Annotated in this window: 13 protein-coding genes and 1 pseudogene; 9 read left to right on the top strand and 5 right to left on the bottom strand. The window is 60.8% G+C overall.

Translation table 11 applies throughout. From position 1 onward, the window contains the following. The first annotated feature begins 574 nt into the window (after window positions 1–574). The 3 genes and pseudogenes from V3W27_RS15130 (at window position 575) to V3W27_RS28220 (ending at window position 3772) form a co-directional block, all read left to right on the top strand. The gene (locus V3W27_RS15130) at window positions 575–1894 is read left to right on the top strand and encodes a Na+/H+ antiporter family protein (protein ID WP_330206951.1); all 1320 of its coding nucleotides are present in this window, start codon (window positions 575–577) and stop codon (window positions 1892–1894) included. A 195-nt stretch (window positions 1895–2089) separates the two neighbouring features. Beyond that, window positions 2090–2866, top strand: a pseudogene (locus V3W27_RS28225) (cache domain-containing protein); the annotation flags it as partial. An 84-nt stretch (window positions 2867–2950) separates the two neighbouring features. Continuing rightward, window positions 2951–3772 carry a methyl-accepting chemotaxis protein gene (locus tag V3W27_RS28220; protein WP_442962656.1) on the top strand — a complete coding sequence of 274 codons (822 nt, stop codon included), beginning with the start codon at window positions 2951–2953 and terminating at the stop codon, window positions 3770–3772. Window positions 3773–3898: 126 nt separating this feature from the next. On the opposite strand, the gene V3W27_RS15120 is transcribed toward V3W27_RS28220, so the two are convergent. Beyond that, entirely contained in the window at window positions 3899–4834 is a 936-nt protein-coding gene (locus V3W27_RS15120) for a LysR family transcriptional regulator (RefSeq protein WP_330206949.1), read from the bottom strand. Window positions 4835–4947: 113 nt separating this feature from the next. Here V3W27_RS15120 and V3W27_RS15115 point away from each other — a divergent pair, with 113 nt between their 5' ends. From V3W27_RS15115 to V3W27_RS15105, 3 genes are all read left to right on the top strand, one after another. Beyond that, the gene (locus tag V3W27_RS15115) at window positions 4948–5433 is read left to right on the top strand and encodes a DMT family transporter (protein WP_097087815.1); all 486 of its coding nucleotides are present in this window, start codon (window positions 4948–4950) and stop codon (window positions 5431–5433) included. A 4-nt stretch (window positions 5434–5437) separates the two neighbouring features. Continuing rightward, window positions 5438–5893: a DMT family transporter gene (locus tag V3W27_RS15110; RefSeq protein WP_330206961.1), complete on the top strand. Its 456-nt coding sequence runs from the start codon at window positions 5438–5440 to the stop codon at window positions 5891–5893. Between the two features lie 978 nt (window positions 5894–6871). Continuing rightward, window positions 6872–7039, top strand: a complete 168-nt coding sequence (locus V3W27_RS15105) for a metallothionein (RefSeq protein ID WP_081730276.1) — start codon at window positions 6872–6874, stop codon at window positions 7037–7039. A 22-nt stretch (window positions 7040–7061) separates the two neighbouring features. Here the strand turns inward: V3W27_RS15105 and V3W27_RS15100 are convergent, their stop codons facing one another. Then, window positions 7062–7334 carry a hypothetical protein gene (locus V3W27_RS15100; RefSeq protein WP_047597391.1) on the bottom strand — a complete coding sequence of 91 codons (273 nt, stop codon included), beginning with the start codon at window positions 7332–7334 and terminating at the stop codon, window positions 7062–7064. A gap of 40 nt (window positions 7335–7374) precedes the next feature. Then, on the bottom strand, window positions 7375–7602 hold the full coding sequence (locus V3W27_RS15095) for a DUF6555 family protein (RefSeq protein ID WP_095138739.1): 228 nt from the start codon (window positions 7600–7602) through the stop codon (window positions 7375–7377). A gap of 136 nt (window positions 7603–7738) precedes the next feature. On the opposite strand from V3W27_RS15095, the gene V3W27_RS15090 reads away from it, so the two are divergent. The 3 genes from V3W27_RS15090 to V3W27_RS15080 all read left to right on the top strand — a co-directional run bounded on the left by V3W27_RS15090 (window position 7739) and on the right by V3W27_RS15080 (window position 10557). Then, a complete protein-coding gene (locus V3W27_RS15090) occupies window positions 7739–8515 on the top strand; it encodes an AraC family transcriptional regulator (protein WP_330206948.1) in 777 nt (258 codons plus the stop codon). Between the two features lie 879 nt (window positions 8516–9394). Then, a complete protein-coding gene (locus V3W27_RS15085) occupies window positions 9395–9568 on the top strand; it encodes a DUF1427 family protein (RefSeq protein WP_095138741.1) in 174 nt (57 codons plus the stop codon). A gap of 32 nt (window positions 9569–9600) precedes the next feature. Continuing rightward, on the top strand, window positions 9601–10557 hold the full coding sequence (locus V3W27_RS15080; RefSeq protein WP_330206947.1) for a quinone oxidoreductase family protein: 957 nt from the start codon (window positions 9601–9603) through the stop codon (window positions 10555–10557). 119 nt (window positions 10558–10676) lie between these two features. On the opposite strand, the gene V3W27_RS15075 is transcribed toward V3W27_RS15080, so the two are convergent. Further along, entirely contained in the window at window positions 10677–11699 is a 1023-nt protein-coding gene (locus V3W27_RS15075; RefSeq protein WP_330206946.1) for a purine-nucleoside phosphorylase, read from the bottom strand. Window positions 11700–11714: 15 nt separating this feature from the next. Beyond that, window positions 11715–12674 carry a nucleoside-specific channel-forming protein Tsx gene (locus V3W27_RS15070; protein ID WP_330206945.1) on the bottom strand — a complete coding sequence of 320 codons (960 nt, stop codon included), beginning with the start codon at window positions 12672–12674 and terminating at the stop codon, window positions 11715–11717. Window positions 12675–13124 lie beyond the last annotated feature (450 nt).

The raw sequence follows: 13124 nt of genomic DNA, 5'->3' as shown, positions 1-13124 counted from the left end.
ACCAGCTCGGAGCTGTGCTCCATGCGGTACAGCGAAAGACCCACCAGCAGGGTCACGATGCCCGCCAGGCACAGGCCGGCGAGCAGGGTGATTTTCCATTGAATGGAAAGTTGTCTGAGCGACATGGAGACGTCCTTATTCGATAAATATCTGAGACTTTGCACTGTAACGGCCGCGTTTCGGCTTTCTTTATTGTTCAAGCGCAATATGACCAATTGCCGCAGTTGAGTGACGTTTAGCCCCCTGTGGCGAGGGAGCTTGCTCCCGCTGGGGTGCGTAGCGCCCCCAAATCCTGCTGATGCGGTCATTCAGGCATAACGCGTCTACCGGGTTTGCGACTGCTGCGCAGCCGAGCGGGAGCAAGCTCCCTCGCCACAGGGATCTCCTGCGCATCACCGGGTTGTGCATTGGCAGTTACATTTCAGTTCAGCCGCTCGCTTTGACACCGCCGCCACTCTGCGGCACAGTGCGCGCCCTTCTAATAAGACCCTCTTTGCAAATCCGCCGGTTAACCGTTGGCGGACTCATCCTGTCTGGCGGTGATCGTTCATCGCAGTGTTTTTGAGGTAGTGAAATGAATGCAGTGATTGCTGCGGTCGGCGTCATGCTGATCCTCAGCCTGTCCCGCGTGCACGTGGTGATCGCCCTGATCGTCGGTGCGCTGGTCGGTGGCCTGACCGGTGGTCTGGGCATCGACGCCACGCTCAAGGCGTTCAACAGCGGTCTGGGTGGCGGGGCGACGGTGGCGTTGTCCTACGCATTGCTCGGCGCTTTCGCCGTGGCGATTGCCAAGTCCGGCCTGGCCCATGCGCTGGCCGACAAGGCCCTGGCGATGGTCGATCGTCAGCATTCGACCGGCGGCGGCAGCGTCAAATGGCTGCTGATCGGTCTGCTGTGGGTGGTGGCGATTGCCTCGCAGAACATCCTGCCGATCCACATTGCGTTCATTCCGCTGCTGGTGCCGCCGCTGCTTTATGTACTGACCAAGTTGCAGCTGGATCGCCGGTTGATTGCCTGCGTCATGACCTTCGGCCTGATCACCCCGTACATGGTGTTCCCGGTGGGTTTCGGCAACATCTTCCTCAACCAGATCCTGCTGGCCAACGTCAGCAAGGCCGGGGTCGATATCAGCCAGATCAACGTCATGCACGCCATGGCGATTCCGGCCCTGGGCATGGTCTTCGGCCTGTTGCTGGCGGTGTTTTTCAGCTATCGGAAAAAGCGTGTTTACGATCTGGAGAAAATCGAGCAGGTCGAGCAAGTCAGCGTGGCGTACAACCCGAAGACCATCGGCATTGCCGGTCTGGCGATTGCCGCCGCGTTCATCATTCAGTTGCTGCTGGACTCGATGATTATCGGTGCGCTGGCCGGGTTCCTGATCTTCTCGGCGTCGGGCATCGTCAAATGGCGTGAGACCGACGACCTGTTCACCGAAGGCATGAAGATGATGGCGATGATCGGCTTCATCATGATCTCGGCCTCGGGTTTCGCCGAAGTGCTCAAGGCCACCGGTGAAGTGCGCTCGTTGGTGGAAAGCGCAGCGGCGTGGATCAATCACAGCCAGGCGATTGGTGCGTTGTTGATGCTGCTGGTGGGCCTGATGGTGACCATCGGTATCGGCTCGTCGTTCTCCACGGTGCCGATTCTGGCGGCGATTTTCGTGCCGTTGTGCGTGCAACTGGGCTTCAGCCCGATGGCCATCGTGTGCATCGTCGGCACCGCCGGGGCGCTGGGCGATACCGGCTCGCCAGCCTCCGACTCGACGCTGGGCCCGACCTCGGGTCTGAACGTCGATGGCCAGCATCACCACATCTGGGACACCGTGGTCCCGACCTTCCTGCACTACAACCTGCCGCTGCTGGCGTTCGGCTGGGTGGCGGCGATGGTTCTCTAAACCCGCCAATCCCCTGTGGGAGCGGGCTTGCTCGCGAAAGCGGTGTATCAGAAACATAAATGTTGACTGACACGACGCCTTCGCGAGCAAGTCCGCTCCCACAGGGGAATGCGGTGAATCCCCCGCTCAACTTTTGCTATTGCGTGCCGTTAACGCCTTTAACCACGCCAATAAAACCAAAAGAGTGAGCCCCCCATGCGCTTGAGTCTCAAGGCCAAAGTCCTGTCCCTTGCCGTCCTGCCGGTGCTGCTCTTTGCGCTGGTCATCAGCCTGACCACGCTGTTTATCCTCCAGCAGCAGGCGCACACCGAGGTCGAACAGACCCGCGATCGCTTGCTCGCCGATGCCAAGGCCACCCTGCAAAGTTACGTCGCCGTGGCGATGACCACGATCAAACCGCTGTACGACGCTGCCGCCCCCGGTGACAACGCGGCGCGGGCGCAGGCGATCAAGCTGCTGTCGGGCATCCGCTACGGCAAGGACGGCTACTTCTTCGGCTATGACTCCGAGACCGTGCGCCTGTTCAAGGCCAACGACCCCGAAGGCGTGGGCAAAAGCTTCAAGGACAACCGCGACCCGAATGGCGTCTACGTCAACCTCGGCCTGGTGAAAGTGGCGAAAGACGGCACCCACTATCTGCAATACAGCTCGCCGCTGCCGGGCAATGCCAACGTGCTGGTGCCGAAACTCGGCTACACCGAGTACCTGGCGAAGTGGGACATGGCGGTCGGTACCTCGGTCAACCTCGACGGCATTGAAGCGCAAGTGGCAGTGGTCGAGGCGCAAGTGCAGGAGCGCATGCAAGGCGTGATCCTCAGTATCGTCGGCGTTGCGGTGCTGGTGCTGTTGGTGATTGCCATCGCGGGGATGCTGCTGGCCAACACCATTCTGCGGCCGCTGAACCTGATGAAAGCCAATCTCGACGACATCGCGGCGGGCGAGGGCGATCTCACGCGCCGGTTGAACATCACCAGCCAGGACGAACTCGGCGAACTGGCCGGCTCGTTCAATCGCTTCGTCGACAAGATCCACGGTCTGGTGCGGCAGATCACCGAGATGACCACGCAACTGACTGGCCTGGTGACCCAGGTGTCGGATCAGGCCCAGCGTTCCGATCAGGCGATGGAGCGTCAGCGCCACGAGACCGATCAGGTCGCCACGGCGATCAACGAGATGTCCGCCGCCGCCCAGGAAGTTGCCAAGAGCGCGCAGAACGCCGCGGTCGCCGCGCAGCAGACCGACGAAGAAGGCCAGAGCGCCAAACGCGTGGTGGCCGGCAGCATCAAACAGATTCATGCGCTAGTGGATGAAATTCGCAGCAGCGGCGTGTCGCTCGACAGCCTGCAACAGGACGTGTCGTCGATTGTCGGCGTGCTCGGGGTGATCCGCTCGATTGCCGAGCAGACCAACCTGCTGGCACTGAACGCGGCGATTGAAGCGGCGCGTGCCGGGGAGGCCGGGCGCGGTTTTGCGGTGGTGGCGGACGAAGTACGGGCACTGGCCAGCCGCACGCAGATCAGCACCCAGGAAATTCAGGGCATGATCGATCGCCTGCAAGCGGGTACGCAGTCGGCGGTCGAGGCGATGCGCCGTTCCAGTGAAGCGGGCGATGGTACTTCGGCGCAGGCCAATCAGGCCGGGGCGTCGCTGGATGCCATGGCTGACCTGATCGCGACGATCAACTCGATGAACGCGCAGATCGCCAGTGCTGCCGAGGAACAAACGGCAGTGGCCGAAGAGATCAACCGCAGCGTGCATCAGATCGCGGTGGCGGTGGACAGCGTGGCGGACGAGACGCAACTGGGGGCGCAGACTTCGCGCAGTCTGGCAGAGCTTGGGCAGCGGTTGGGCAAGCTGGTGGGCCAGTTCCGCATTTAAAAAGTCTGTAAAACCTCATTGTGGGAGCGGGCTTGCTCGCGAAGGCGTCATGTCAGTCAGTATTCTTGTATCTGACACACCGCCTTCGCGAGCAAGCCCGCTCCCACATTGGGTTTCGTGTAGGGCTTAGGGTCTGTCCCAGTACGGCACTTCGCCAAAGCACTCGATGAAGAAATCAATCACCGTCCGCACCTTCACCGACAACCTTCGACTCCCCGGCCACAGCACTGCGATCTGCTGCGGCTCCAGGCTGTTCGACACCTGATATTCGCCCAGCACTGGCACCAGCGTGCCTTCGCGCACCGCCTCACCAATCAGCCAGGACGGAAACATCACCAACCCCAGGCCTTGCTCGGCGGCCTGGGTGAGGGTGTCGGCGTGGTTGCCAGTGATCGGGCCTTTGACCGAGTAAGGCGTCCAGTCGCCCTGATCCTTACGGAAAAACCAGCGTTGCTGACCGGTCGCACCTTTGTAGGCCAGGCACTGGTGTTGCGCGAGTTCGTCGGGATGCTGCGGCGTGCCGTGACGTTTCAGGTAAGCCGGGCTGGCCGCGACCTGAAAGCGGTGCGGCGCGAGAATCCGCGCCTGCATGCTCGAGTCGTGCATCGGGCCGATGCGAAACAGCAGGTCGGCGCCTTCCTGCAACGGGTCGACGTAATGGTCAGTCTGCTGGATGTCCAGTTGCAGCTTTGGATAGCGCGCGCACAACTGACCGAGCCACGGCGTCAGATGCCGTTGGCCGAACACCACCGGCGCGTTGATCCGCACCAGTCCGGTGGGTTCGCTTTGCTGCTCCTGCAACGCTTGCTCGGCTTCCTCCAGTTGCACCAGCACCAGCCGCGCATGGTGGCCGAGCATGCGCCCGGCCTCGGTCGGCATCACGGCGCGGGTGTGGCGGTAGAGCAATTGCTGGTTCAGCGCCTGCTCCATCAACTGGATCTGCCGTGAAATCGAAGAGGGCGCCACGCCCTCGCGCCGGGCGACTTCGGAAAAACTGCCGTGGTCGAGCACCGCCACAAATAGCCTCAGCGCCTTGAAGCCCAGTTCATTCAGCCCGTGCATGAATCGTCCTGCTGTGCGAGTTGCGCAAAAGTGTTGTCTGGATGCTCCCATTTATCGCACAGCGGCGCCAGCCGATAATCCGCGCCATCGTTTACTTGCGTGGGTTTTGGATGATGCAGACATTGGATGAAGTGAGTGTGCCGGCGCCGGCGACCCGGTCGTGGTTGCGCCTGTTGTTGCTGCCGCTGGTGATTCTGGCCGGCATGGGCCTGTCGGTGGAGGCCGGGTTACTGGGGCCGCTGGGGGAGCAGGTCGGGCATCTGTGGGCGACCTTGAGCATCTTCGGCGTGGGTTCGGCGATTCTGTTTTTGCTGCTGTTGTTCGCCGGCCCGCAGAAAGGCCCGGCGCTGACCGATCTGCCGCGCTGGCAATTGATCGGCGGCTTTCTCGGGCCGATGTACGTGGTGGTGCTGACCCTGGCGACGCCGCATATCGGGATCGCGATGACGATGATCGCGATTTTGTCCGGGCAGGTCGGCAAGAGTGTGCTGATCGACCATTTCGGCTGGTTCGGCGCGACGCGCAAGAAGGTCAATGCCGAGCGGTGGCTGGCGTTGGGGTTGATTGTGGTGGCACTGGTTCTGATTGCGCGGGGTTGAGAATATGAGTCTGGTTATTTTGTTGGCAGTGGTGGTGTTGGCTGGCGCGGTGTTGAGTGTGCAGGCGGCGATCAATGGGCGCCTCGGTGAAAGCGTCGGGGTATTGCGCAGCAGTTTGCTGACGTTTTTCGTCGGGGCTGTGGTTAGCGGGTTGTTGATTGTGTTTTTTGAACCGGCGCATGCGGTGAGTTTGCTCGATGTGCCGAAGTGGCAGGTCTGCGGGGCGCTGTTTGGCGTGGTTTACATGATGGTCATGGTTGGCGCGGTGCCTGTTGTGGGGACTGCGGTGGCGACTGTTGCGGTGATTGTCGGGCAACTGGGGATGGGGATGTTGATCGACAATTTTGGCTGGCTGGGGAATCCGGCGATCGAGCTTTCGTCCTCGCGGGTGTTGGCGATGGTGTGTCTGGGGTTGGCTTTGGTTTTTATGTATCGGAGTAGTGTTCGCGGTTCTGATTGAGTTTTGGGTGTATATCCGTTGCTGCGGTCACGGCGGCTTAGGGTTCCGCCCTTACGGCGGGTCACTTTTTCCAGACGCCGAAAAAGTAACCAAAAAGGCTTTACCCTGACGTTCGGCCCTCGCCTAGGCTCGGGTTCCTTCGCTGCGGGATTCATCCGGGGGGCAGCGCCTACGGTTTGCTTCGCTGCACCTCCTCTCGCTGTGTTTGGCTGCGCCAAACGGTCGCTGCGCTCCCACCCCCGGATAAACCCCTCCACTCAGCCTGCCGACGGGCCCTCAGATCAAAAGCGGTACTCGAGCTAACGCTCATTGTGTTGAGTGGGGCGGCCTCGCCGCATGGGGCGCACACTCTCTAAATTGTAGGAGCTAGCCTGCTGGCGATGGCGGCCTGACAGCCGACCAATTTCCAACTGAAGCCACCCATTCCAACTGTGGGAGCGGGCTTGCTCGCGAAGGCGGCCTGCCAGCCGACCAATCTCTAACTGAAAGCCCCCCCATCCCATGTAGAAACTGTCGAAGGCTGTGATCTTTTGATCTGCTCTGGCTCTGGCTCTGGCTTTTGATGTGGCTTTTGATCTTCAGCCCCTTCGGCAGGCCGAGCGTAGGTGTTCATCCGGGGGTTAGGCGCGCAGCGCCATGCGGCGAAGCCGCATCCATCAAGAGGAGGTGCAGCGAAGCAAACCGGAGGCGATGCCCCCGGATGGACACCGTAGCGAGGGAACACTGAGCCTCAGCGAAGTGCCGTACGCCGGGGCAAAGCCTTTTGGGTTACCTTTTCGGCGTTTGGAAAAGGTGACTCGCTGTAAGAGCGAAACCGCCAGCGGCAGCACCCGAAAAAACGGATATACACCCAAAAACAAAGTATCCAAATCGCACCCAAGCAAAATCAAAAGATCGCAGCCTGCGGCAGCTCCTACACTGGTATTTACGGCTTATCCCAAGAGCCCAGACAACCACCAAATAAAGGAGTCTGCCCCCATGCCCGATAGAAAATGCGATTGCCCCAACTGCAAATGCACCATCAAGGAAGGCGACCACGCTTACGCCGTGCACGGCAAACACTATTGCTGTGAAGCCTGCGCTCACCACCACAAGGGCGGTGAAGAGTGTTCAAGCAAAGGCTGCCATTGCGCCCACCCCAAATAACCGCGCGCAAAAAAAGTGGAGCCTAATCAGGCTCCACTTGCAGTTTCAGGCTTTCATCATCCAGCCGTTCGGTATGGCGCACCGTGCCTTGCAGTCGTCGCCCGTCAACCCTGACCACCACGGTTTTCGCCTGGTCGAGGTCTTCCGGTAACGGCGCCGGCACACGCAGGGCGAAGCTATACGGGTCGTCTTCGACAGCCTCAAGACCCACCCGACAGTCCACGCTTTTGGTGATACGTCCGAACAGGGTGTCCAGTCCGTAATCCAGATGCGCCGGGCTGAAGATGCTGGTCATTGTGTACGCCCCCAAAGAGTCCCCATCGCCTGACGAGAGTCTAGCCCGCCGGTCGCCATGTGACGTTTTCCACGCCGAATTTCTCCGCCATCGGTTTGCTGGTCTTTTGCACTTTTTCCCGGCCGAAACGCGGGATGCGACCCACACCGGCGTCGCAGCTTGCCCAGTGCCACGCCTCGGCGTTGTCCATTCTGTCCGAGCGGATAATGAACGACTTAGGCGTGCCGTGAAGGGTGTAATCGATGACAAACAGTTTTGCGTTGTTCATAAAGCCCGTAATCCTCCCTGTGGTATTAGAAGGATCGCGGCGCGTCGGGAAAATTCACTCGGATTGTCCGACGGTATCTATCGTTGTCGACGCTGTGACCGACTGGTTACCATGCGCCTTCCGCCAACCCCAATGAATGCTCGCCATGGCCCTCGCCGCACCCCCCGATCTCACGGATACCGATGTGCCGGTGCAACCGCTGGCGCGCACTTATCCGCGTGGTTTGTTCATCGAGCCGCACGAGCATGTCTGGGGGCAGTTGCTGTATGCGATGAGCGGAGTGATGTGGGTCGAGACCCCGCATGAGGCACTGGTGGTGCCGCCGCAGCGCGCGGTGTGGTTGCCACCCGGGGTGCCCCATGGAATTCGTGTGGTGTCGGACTTGCAAATGCGCAATATCTACCTGCGCCCGGTGCTGGCGGCAACGCTGGATCCGACAGTGCAGGTGATTGAAGTCGGAGGGCTGTTGCGCGAGTTGATCGTCGGGCTGGTGGAGCAGGGCGATAGCGGTGAGCCGGCCTATTACGACGCGTTGGTCGGGCTGGCGTTGCTGGAGCTCAAGCGTGCCCGGCGCTCGCAATTGAAGATCCCGCTGCCGGACGATTCCGACCGGCGCCTGATGAATTTGTGCCAGGCGGTGATGGCGGCACCGTCGCTGGACATTCCGTTCGAACAGCACGCGGAAAACGCCGGGGCCAGCGTGCGCACGCTGGCGCGGCTGTTCAAGGACAGCCTCGGCATGGGCTTCGCTGAATGGCGGCGGCAGGTCCAGTTGGCGACGGCGGTGACGGAGTTGATTCAGGGCGTGCCGGTGAGCGCGATCGCTCGCGAGCTGGGGTATTCGCCGAGCAGTTTCAGTGACATGTTCCGCCGCGAGCTGGGTGTGGCGCCTTCGCAATTTACGATCACCTGAACGCAATCCCCGTGGGAGCGGGCTTGCTCGCGAAAGGCGGTGTGTCAGCGAAGCATAAAGTGACTGACCCGCCGCCTTCGCGAGCAAGCCCGCTCCCACATTTTTACCGTGTTGTATTCAGGATTTCGGGACGCTGTTTTCTCACGCCGACCAGTGTTTCAGGATGTCTGCACCAACGGATTGCCAGCACGATAGAGGTTCTCCAGCACCGGCTCCCCTGACATCGCAAAACAACAGTGGGAGCGGGCTTGCTCGCGAAAGCGGCAGGTCTGTGAAGCATAAAGTGACTGACCCGCCGCCTTCGCGAGCAAGCCCGCTCCCACATTTTTACCGTGTTGTACTCAGGATTGCAGGACGCCGTTTTCCCACGCCGACCAGTTTTTCAGATTGTCCTGCACCAGCGGATTGCCGGCGCGAAAGAGGTTTTCCAGCGCGGGCTCCCCTGACACCGCAAAACCACTGTGGGAGCGGGCTTGCTCGCGAAAGCGGCAGGTCTGTGAAGCATAAAGTGACTGACCCGCCGCCTTCGCGAGCAAGCCCGCTCCCACCGTGTTGTACTCAGGATCGCGTGACGCCGTTTTCCCACGCCGACCAGTTTTTCAGATTGTCCTGCACCAGCGGATTGCCAGCACGGAAGAGGTTTTCCATCGCCGGCTCCCCTGACACCGCAAAACCACTGTGGGAGCGGGCTTGCTCGCGAAAGCGGCAGGTCTGTGAAGCATAAAGTGACTGACCCGCCGCCTTCGCGAGCAAGCCCGCTCCCACAGGGGACGACAGAGAACGCGGGGAATTGGCCGAAATTCAGAAGTCCTTGGCCGACGCCTCTGCCGATCCTTCCCTAGACTCTGCCCATTCCTTCAACGCGGCGGAGTTTCCTCCATGAACTACCTGATTTCGCTGGGCATCGGTCTCGGTGTCGGCCTGCTCTATGGCGCGCTGGATTTTCGTTCCCCGGCACCTCCGGCGATTGCGCTGGTGGGGCTGCTGGGCATGCTCGCGGGTGAGCAGCTGTGGCCAATGGGCCGGCAACTGGTCGCCGGTTGGTTGTCCTGAATGTCCTTTTTTTCCCTTTGGTGGATGTCCTCATGAAAGCACTGCAATTCGATAAAACCGGCGATCTGTCCTCCCTGCGCTTCGCCGATGTCGCCAAACCCGTACCGAGTGCTGGTGAAGTGCTGGTCGAGATCAAGGCGGCCGGTCTGAACCCCAGTGATGTGAAGAACGTGCTCGGGCGATTTCCGTACACCACGTTGCCACGGATTCCCGGGCGCGATTTCGCCGGTGTCGTGGTCGAGGGGCCGCAGGCGTTGCTCGGTCAGGAAGTCTGGGGCACCGGGCGCGAGCTGGGCTTTTTCGCCGATGGCTCGCACGCGCAGTTCGTCAAACTGCCGGCCAATGGTGTGGCGCACAAACCGTCGCACTTGAGTTTCGCCCAGGCGGCCAGCCTCGGCGTGCCGTACACCACGGCGTGGGATGCGCTGGAGCGTAGCTTGGTGACGGCTGAAACCCGTTTGCTGGTGATCGGTGGCGGCGCGGTGGCGACGGCGGCGTTGGCGCTGGCCAAGGTGCGTGGTGCGCAAATCCTCGCGGCAGCGCGTAGGCCGGAGCAGGTCAAGGAGTTACAGGCGCAGGGCTATGCGACGATTCAGCTTGATAAACCCGAAGACCTCGGCGCGCAGGTCAACGCGGTGTACAGCGGCGGCGCCGACGTGATCTTCGACACCACCGGCTTCTGGCTGCCGGCCTCGGTGGCGGCACTAGCAGCGTTCGGCCGCATCGCGATCATCGCCGCACCGGTCGACGGCCATGTGCAATTGCCGGCATTGGCGTTGTACCGCAAGGGCGGTTCGGTGGTCGGGATCAACTCGCTGCTGTACGGCGTGCAAGCCTGTGCGGTGATGCTCGAGCAGTTTGGGCGGTTCTTTGATGAGGATCTGTTGCCGTTGCCGCAGGGGTTGGTGCAGGTGCCATTGGCGGAGGGGTTGGACAGCTACGCGCAGGTGAATCAGGGCAGTGGCGACAAGATTATCCTTATTCCCTGACACCGCAAAACAACTGTGGGAGCGGGCTTGCTCGCGAAAGCGGTGTGTCAGCGAAGCAAGTATTGGCTGATACACCGCATTCGCGAGCAAGCCCGCTCCCACATTTTTACGTGTTGTACTCAGGATTGCGGGACGCCGTTTTCCCACGCCGACCAGTTTTTCAGAATGTCCTGCACCAGCGGATTGCCCGCGCGATAGAGATTTTCCAGCGCCGGCACAAAGCCGCCCTGATCGGCGTACTTGAGCAGATTATCCACTTCACTGCCGCCCGGTGCCGGCCGATCAAAGTCAGAGCCGGCACGCACCACGGCCAGACGCTGCACATCCACCAGACCTTCGCGACTGGCGCGTAACAAGGCCTCGTAGGTCGAGTTGTCTTCCTGTTGTGTGGTGCAGTATTCACCCTTGTTATCGGTCAGCAGTTTGGTCCAGACCTCGGCGCGTTCGCTCAGGCGTGTACCGGAGAACCAGGTGTTGCCCGCCAGCGTGTCGCAGCGCGTAACCACTGGCGGCTGATTGGCCGGGGCCGAAGGGTATTTGCGACGCCACGCTGCTGATTCCTTGCTCTCGCTCAACTCGACCTTGTGGCTCAGGGCGAAGGCTTTGGCCTGCAGTGTCGGGTTGAGTTCGAAGACTTCGGTCTTGTAGTCCAGCGGCGGTTTTTCGTTCGGACCCTTGGTGTTGATGCCCAGGTAGCCAGTCGGCCAGCTCGCCGGCACATCGCGCGAATCCAGCTCCCATTGCGTGCCGAATTCCACCAGGTAATGCGCCCACGCCGCAGTGCCGATGGTCCCGTGTTTCGGGCTGATGCCGGCGATCCCGGCGATCAGAAACCAGCTTTTGCGCAGGTCGAATTTCGGCGACAGGGCCAAGGCCAGGGTTGAAGCGGCGGCGTTGCTCTGGCCCATGCCGGTGGTCAGCAGGCACACCTGTTGCGCGTTGCAGCGGATGGTCGGGTACTCGGCGGACAGCCCCGGTACGCGGATTTCCTGCTTGAGATCGAGGCGCTCGATCCAGTTCTGTGCCTCGGGGGCGAACATGGTGATCAGCACCACTTTCGGCTGGATCGGCGCTTCAGCCGCCCACGCAGTGGAAGAGAGCAGGGCCGCAGCGGCCAGGGTCAGACGCGTCATTGCTTGCATGAGAATCTCCTGATTTCAGAACTGGTAGCCGATGCCGGCGTAGTAACCCCAACCGTTGGAGCGCGCGCGGAAATTGCCGTCGCCGAAGTTCAGCTCGCTGCCGTCCTCCCAGTTGCCGCCGTTATGGAAGTAACGGCCGACCAGGGTGAAGCGCAGGTGGGTGAACGAGTACAACAGCACGTTGGTCGCCACCGTGGCATTGGCGGTGCGCGCCGGATTGTCCTTGTGAATGTCCGAGCCGAAATCGAAGTTGGTGAAACCGATGTAGGTCAGCGACGCGCCGTTGCTGAATTTGTCGATGGGCACGATGTACTTGAGCTGCGCGCGGTAGCCGTCCCACGAATACTCATTGCTCGCGCCATAGTTTTCCCACTGGTAGCGCCCGTACAGGTTGGCCGACAGGTTGACCCGCGAATGGGTGTCGATGTCGGTGCCGAAGCCGCTGTACAGCGTGTTGGCGCGGTTCTCTTTACGGCTGCCGTGATCGTAGATCCAGTCGAACGCCACGTACCATTCCTTGAACGGGCCGATGGCCAGGCTGCGGCCGGCGAGGTAGTCGATGGAGATGCGCGGCTCGTGTTCCATGAACACCGGTGAGCCGTGATCCCACACGCCTTTGTCATGGCTGTTGCCGATGTTGAAGATCTTCGGAATGTCGACGTAGCCGTACAGCTCGAACGGGCCCTTGCGCCCGAAGTACTCGTATTCCAGATAAATGTCGTCGGCCGGTTGCGGCCCGAAGCTGATGTCCTTGCTGCCGATCAGCGTCAGGTCCTGGTTGTACCAGTCCGACAGATACGCGCCTTTTTTCGGCGGGGCAGCTTCCGGGCTGAGGGCTTCACCCTGGGCGGACTCGTCGGGCAGCGCCGGTTGCGCCAATGCGCTGTGGCTGAGAACTCCGGTAACGCCGGTCAGTAGCAGGGAAACAGCAAACGTGCGCGCACACGGGGCGCGAAGAAGGGAAGCAACGTGCATTCAAAGTCCTTTTTTTGCGGATCGAGGCCCGGGTTCTGCGGGTCTGTACGGTTTTGTTACGAAAAAGTCGTTATAGGCAGGTCGCAAACGTTTGCACAAGGCGTACCAGTTTCTTTTAAACGCTGAAATTCTCCTGTGGGAGCGGGCTTGCTCGCGAAGGCGTCGGGTCAGGTGACACATCCTTCTCAGTTACACCGCTTTCGCGAGCAAGCCCGCTCCCACAGGGTTAGTCAGGTGTCGCCAAACCCAGTGTTTACTGGCCGAAACCCGCGTTCTAGACGGTTCTAGTATTAAAGTATTAACACCATTTAATCAGTGCCCCATCGCGGGGCGTCTACTAGCTTGTCAGCCAAGACGCGGTTTTGTGATGACCGTCGCAGTCTTGATTCGCGTGTGGAATAAGCACCTCTCCCACGCCTTCAAGGAAGAATTTGGCCACGACAAGGAGTA

This window comes from Pseudomonas sp. AM14(2022), assembly GCF_036346455.1.
GTDB lineage: Bacteria > Pseudomonadota > Gammaproteobacteria > Pseudomonadales > Pseudomonadaceae > Aquipseudomonas > Aquipseudomonas putida_A.
The sequence above is the reverse complement of the archived record's forward strand: the minus strand, read 5'-3'. Positions and strand labels throughout refer to the sequence as shown.

Bases quoted from the DNA above. Each gene is read 5' to 3' on its own strand.
- V3W27_RS15130 (WP_330206951.1), top strand. From the start codon at position 575: ATGAATGCAGTGATTGCTGCGGTCGGCGTCATGCTGATCCTCAGCCTG.
- V3W27_RS28220 (WP_442962656.1), top strand. From the start codon at position 2,951: ATGACCACGCAACTGACTGGCCTGGTGACCCAGGTGTCGGATCAGGCC.
- V3W27_RS15120 (WP_330206949.1), bottom strand. From the start codon at position 4,834: ATGCACGGGCTGAATGAACTGGGCTTCAAGGCGCTGAGGCTATTTGTG.
- V3W27_RS15115 (WP_097087815.1), top strand. From the start codon at position 4,948: ATGCAGACATTGGATGAAGTGAGTGTGCCGGCGCCGGCGACCCGGTCG.
- V3W27_RS15110 (WP_330206961.1), top strand. From the start codon at position 5,438: ATGAGTCTGGTTATTTTGTTGGCAGTGGTGGTGTTGGCTGGCGCGGTG.
- V3W27_RS15105 (WP_081730276.1), top strand. From the start codon at position 6,872: ATGCCCGATAGAAAATGCGATTGCCCCAACTGCAAATGCACCATCAAG.
- V3W27_RS15100 (WP_047597391.1), bottom strand. From the start codon at position 7,334: ATGACCAGCATCTTCAGCCCGGCGCATCTGGATTACGGACTGGACACC.
- V3W27_RS15095 (WP_095138739.1), bottom strand. From the start codon at position 7,602: ATGAACAACGCAAAACTGTTTGTCATCGATTACACCCTTCACGGCACG.
- V3W27_RS15090 (WP_330206948.1), top strand. From the start codon at position 7,739: ATGCTCGCCATGGCCCTCGCCGCACCCCCCGATCTCACGGATACCGAT.
- V3W27_RS15085 (WP_095138741.1), top strand. From the start codon at position 9,395: ATGAACTACCTGATTTCGCTGGGCATCGGTCTCGGTGTCGGCCTGCTC.
- V3W27_RS15080 (WP_330206947.1), top strand. From the start codon at position 9,601: ATGAAAGCACTGCAATTCGATAAAACCGGCGATCTGTCCTCCCTGCGC.
- V3W27_RS15075 (WP_330206946.1), bottom strand. From the start codon at position 11,699: ATGCAAGCAATGACGCGTCTGACCCTGGCCGCTGCGGCCCTGCTCTCT.
- V3W27_RS15070 (WP_330206945.1), bottom strand. From the start codon at position 12,674: ATGCACGTTGCTTCCCTTCTTCGCGCCCCGTGTGCGCGCACGTTTGCT.